The organism is uncultured Sphingomonas sp., from assembly GCF_937859915.1.
Taxonomy (GTDB): Bacteria; Pseudomonadota; Alphaproteobacteria; order Sphingomonadales; family Sphingomonadaceae; genus Solisphingomonas.
This window is the reverse complement of the sequence record NZ_CALMAW010000069.1, coordinates 1-2,914: the sequence shown is the minus strand read 5'-3', so window position 1 is coordinate 2,914 and position 2,914 is coordinate 1. Positions and strand designations below refer to the sequence as shown.

The window sequence follows — 2,914 nt, the reverse complement described above, 5'->3', positions numbered from 1 at the left end:
CGTCACAGGGGCTCGGCCGCGCCCCGTCGCGCGCGATGACGATCGGCATCGAGGATGTCGATCGCGCGCAACGCTATGCGCCGCAATGGCGGGACCTGTTCAACTGGACGGTGCCGCCCGCGGTGGCCGCCGCCGTCGAGGCGCGCGGCTTCGCGATCCAGCGCATCGCCGACGCGCAGGGCGAGCTCAATCTCGATCGCTACGAGGTCCGCGTCGCGACGCTGCCGCCGAACCTGACCGCGGAGGATATCCTCGTCCATTTCCGCCAGAATATCGACGACTTCCTCGACACCGACAATTCCAGCTTCCTGCCCTATGACGCGTCCGACGCGACGCTGATCGCGTCGGCCAATCCCGTCACCGCGGTCTGGAAGATCGACATCGCCGGGCCGAAGAACGCCGCGGTGGTGATCAGCGCGTCGCAGCCGAACTATTTCCGCGTCACCACGATCCATACGCCCTGGTCGGGCGATCATCCGGTCACCGGCCACCGCGAGTTCGGCTTCCGCCGCGACGGCGACGCGACGATCTTCTACACCCGCGCCGCCGACCGCGATACGTCGGGGGATCCTCGAGTCGGTCAGCTATGCCGGCGCCGACCATCTCTGGAAGAGCTTCCAGCGGCTGTTCGCGCAGTGGATCAACGCCACCGTCCCCGGCTCCGCGACGATCCTCCCGCCGTTCAGCGAGCGCTTCCATCCCGAGGTGGTGCGGATCCTCTACGGCACCGCGCAGGGCCTCGCGAGCGGACCGCGCATCGCCGGCGCATTGTCGGTGGTCGGGCTCGACTATGCGCCGACCGACGCGACCGCCGCCGCCAACGCGCTCGCCGCCTTCGCCCGCCGCCGCGACAGCTGGTCCGCGGGCGTGCCGGACACGCGCTTCATGCCGCATTCGGCGATCTGCCACATCGAGATCGCCCAGGCGGACGGCCAATATCTCGGCACCGGCTTCTACGTCGCCCCCGACCTGATCCTGACCGCGGCGCATGTCGTGGCGCAGGCGACCGGGCTGACCATCTACGCCGGCCGCAACGGCGCGAGCAGCTGGCTCAAGACGTTCACCGCGAGCCCTGCCGACTGGTCGGTCTATCCCGGCTATCATGACGACCGCCCGCACGACATCGCGGTGATCCGGGTCGCGACCCCGCCCCCGCTCGGCCAGTATTTCTCGCTCGAGGAGCAGCTTGCCTCGACCGACGATCCGATCATCGTCTGCGGCTATGCCGCGCAGGGCGTCGATCCGCTCAAACAGCATCTCGACGCCGACTGGGTGCGCGAGCTCGGCGACAATGCCGAGGTGATGCTCTACAACCTGCAGACCACCGGCGGCACCAGCGGCGCGCCGGTCTTCTACATCACCGGCTATGAGGACGAGGCGCGGCAGCAGTCGGTCAGCGACATCCGCGTGATCGGCGTGCACGTCTCGGCCGGCCACGACAATCTCAACGAGGGCTGCCGGCTCACCGCCGCCAAGATCGCCTGGATCCAGGGCCGCGGCCTGGTCTCGGTATCGCAGGGGCTGGCGCTGGCCGAGGGTGCCGCGGATCCGCGCGCCCGTGCCCGCGCGATCGGCGGCGGCTTTTCCGAGCGGATCGGCCAGGCGCTCGACGCCGGGCTCGCCGCGACCGCGCTGACCCCGCTGCTCGGGCTGCTCGAACGCCGCGCGCCGACCACGGCGCAGGCGCGCGGCCTGGCGGTGCCCGAATTCAGCCTGCAATGGGCGGTCGACCTGCTGCCCCAGCCGGACAGCGAGACCTGCTGGGCGGCTGCGGCAGCGATGCTGATGGCGTGGGACCAGTCGGGAAGCCCCGCAGCGCAGCTCGCGCGTGCCCGCGGCGCGGTGCAGGGCTATGACGGCGACCCCGACGTCGCCGCGACGACGCGCTTCGCCGACGCGGTCGGGCTCGTCGCCGAACCGCCGCAGGATTATTCCGAGGAGGGCTTCCGCCAATTGCTCAACCGCTACGGCCCGCTGTGGGTGGGCAAGCGGATGGCGTCGGAATTCGATACCGCGAGCCATGCCGTGGTCGTCACCGGCATGTATTCGGACGGTCAGCGCAGCTATCTGGTCGTCGCCGATCCATGGGACCGCGCGGTCGGCACGCCCGACAATCCGGGCGCCTATGCGCGAACCCATGATCGCGGCAGCCGCTATGTGATCGGCTTCGATCGCTTCATGCGCGAATATGACGCCGACCAGACCGCCAACGAGGCGCTGATCACGATGGTGCTCCACGCCACCGGCACGCGCGGGCGCACGCCCAACACCGATCCGGTCAGCCTCGGCCAATCCTATCAGCCACGCACCGCGCCGCCGCCCCCGGCGGCATCCCGGGCGCGCGCGTTCGACGCGCCGAGCCCGATCGATCCGGTGCGCCGCACCGACGAGATCGATCGCAACGGCGTCCACTACAGTCTCCAGCAGCTGAGCGGGATCCGCCTGCCGCGCACGCAGGCGCAAGCGGTCGTGCCGCTGCAGGACGCCACCGTCCAGGTCGACGACTGGCCGCGCATGCCCGATGCCGACGGCGGCACGTTCGCCGGGGTCGACGTCAGCTGGGCCTATGGCGGCGGCCAGATCGGCAATGTCCGCCTCGTCCCGACCCGCGCCGGCATCGCCGACGGCTGGGCGCTGCGCGTCGACGGCACGATCGTCGACGGCCCCGACGGCGAGACCGACGCGGGGATCACGGTCACGCTGCGCCACCGCTTCAGCAAGCCGGGCGAGGCCGAGCATCGCTCTCTGATCCGGCTGATCCTGCGCGGCGACGGCCGCCACGAGCGGACCAACGAATGGGAGCCGGCCGGCAAGACCGCCCCCACCACCGTCGGCGCATGACCGGCCGGCGATGATCGCCCATCGGCCTCCCGCCCCGCCGCCGACGCGCGGCCGAGCCGCGACCGCCTACGGC

At 71.1% G+C, this 2,914-nt stretch carries 2 protein-coding genes; one reads left to right on the top strand and one right to left on the bottom strand.

Features of this window, described 5'->3' with window-relative positions; all coding sequences use genetic code 11:
- Positions 1–2 precede the first annotated feature (2 nt).
- Positions 3–455: a hypothetical protein gene (locus tag Q0326_RS09550; protein ID WP_298689560.1), complete on the bottom strand. Its 453-nt coding sequence runs from the start codon at positions 453–455 to the stop codon at positions 3–5.
- A 250-nt stretch (positions 456–705) separates the two neighbouring features.
- Here Q0326_RS09550 and Q0326_RS09545 point away from each other — a divergent pair, with 250 nt between their 5' ends.
- Positions 706–2,841: a papain-like cysteine protease family protein gene (locus tag Q0326_RS09545; RefSeq protein WP_298689558.1), complete on the top strand. Its 2,136-nt coding sequence runs from the start codon at positions 706–708 to the stop codon at positions 2,839–2,841.
- The last annotated feature ends 73 nt before the right edge of the window (positions 2,842–2,914 follow it).

Coding starts and splice junctions, on each gene's coding strand:
- Q0326_RS09550 (WP_298689560.1), bottom strand. CDS start 455: ATGGATCGTGGTGACGCGGAAATAGTTCGGCTGCGACGCGCTGATCAC.